The 1,332-nt window shown below is 65.9% G+C and carries 2 protein-coding genes; both read left to right on the forward strand.

The features are described 5' to 3' along the window. Positions 1-67: 67 nt before the first annotated feature. On the forward strand, positions 68-379 hold the full coding sequence (locus RM555_RS30775) for a transposase (protein ID WP_311414993.1): 312 nt from the start codon (positions 68-70) through the stop codon (positions 377-379). Further along, entirely contained in the window at positions 376-1,302 is a 927-nt protein-coding gene (locus tag RM555_RS30780; RefSeq protein WP_311414994.1) for an IS3 family transposase, read from the forward strand. Before RM555_RS30775 ends, RM555_RS30780 begins: the two co-directional genes overlap by 4 nt. The last annotated feature ends 30 nt before the right edge of the window (positions 1,303-1,332 follow it).

Here is a 1,332-nt window from a genome sequence, read left to right on the forward strand (position 1 = left end):
GTGAGCCACCCCCGCTTTCATGGAGCTTCTTGATCATGGTCTGATGGCCGTGGGGAGGAAGTCGTCCGTGGCAGCACCGAAGAAGTACCCCGATGAGCTACGTCAGCGCGCTGTGCGCTTGTACCGCGAGTCGGACCCGAAGCCGGTGATCCGGCGCTTGGCCGAGCAACTCGGTGTTCATCACGAGGCGCTCAGGAACTGGATCCGCCAAGCCGAGGCTGACGCGGGCGAGCGCACCGATCGGCCGAGCAGCGAGGTGGCGGAGGAGAACCGCCGGTTGCGCAGAGAAGTGGCCGAGTTGCGGCGGGCGAACGAGATCTTGAAGGCTGCGAGCGCGTATTTCGCGGCGGAGCTCGACCCGACCCGGCGACGGTCATGAGGTTCATCCACGAACACCGTGACCAGTTCGCGGTCGCGCTCCTGCTACGGGTCCTGAACATCGGTGCTTCGACCTACTACGCGTGGGTCAAGCAGTTCGAGCAGCCCTGTGACCGGGACGTGGTCGACCTGGGGCTGATCTCGAACATCTACGAGATCTGGGAGACATCGGGGCGCACCTACGGCGCGGACCGGGTCCACCGGCAGCTACGTCGCGACGGCATTCGCGTGGGCCGCAAGCGCGTCGAGCGGCTGATGGCCGCCCACGGCTGGCAGGGTGCGTTTCTGCGTCGCGGCTGGCGCGGCGGCTGCACCCGTCAGGATCCACGGCACACGCCGGCGCCGGATTTGGTGAATCGGCAGTTCACCGCCGACGGGCCGAACCGGCTCTGGGTTGCCGACGCCACCCGCATCCCGTGCGGCGAGGGCGTGTTCTGGCTCGCCGCGGTCCGCGACGCGTTCTCCCGCCGGATCGTCGGGTGGAAGACCTCCGACCGCTGCGACACCGACCTGATCCTCGCCGCCCTCGAATACGGGATCTGGTCCCGCGACGTCCGCGACGGTCAGTTGATCCACCACAGCGACAGGGGATCGAACTACACGTCTTTCCGCTTCGCGGAACGCTTGCAGGACAACGGAATCCTGCCCTCGATGGGCTCCGTCGGCGACAGCTACGACAACGCCCTCATGGAGAACTTCTGGTCAACCCTGAAGATCGAACTCGTCTACCGCACCTCATGGCGGACCCGTGACGAGGCCGAGAACGCGATTTTCGCCTACATCGACGGCTGGTACAACACCCGCCGCATCCAGAAAGAGTTGGGCTACCTCAGCCCGAACGAGTACGAGACCGCCTGGCACAGCCGCCAGACGCAACCAGCCGAACCAACTATCGTCACCCCTGCGCCAGCCGGCAGCAGGTAACCACCGCTCCATCAAAGCGGGGGGAACTCA

Source organism: Micromonospora reichwaldensis, from assembly GCF_031845925.1.
GTDB classification, from domain to species: domain Bacteria; phylum Actinomycetota; class Actinomycetes; order Mycobacteriales; family Micromonosporaceae; genus Micromonospora; species Micromonospora reichwaldensis.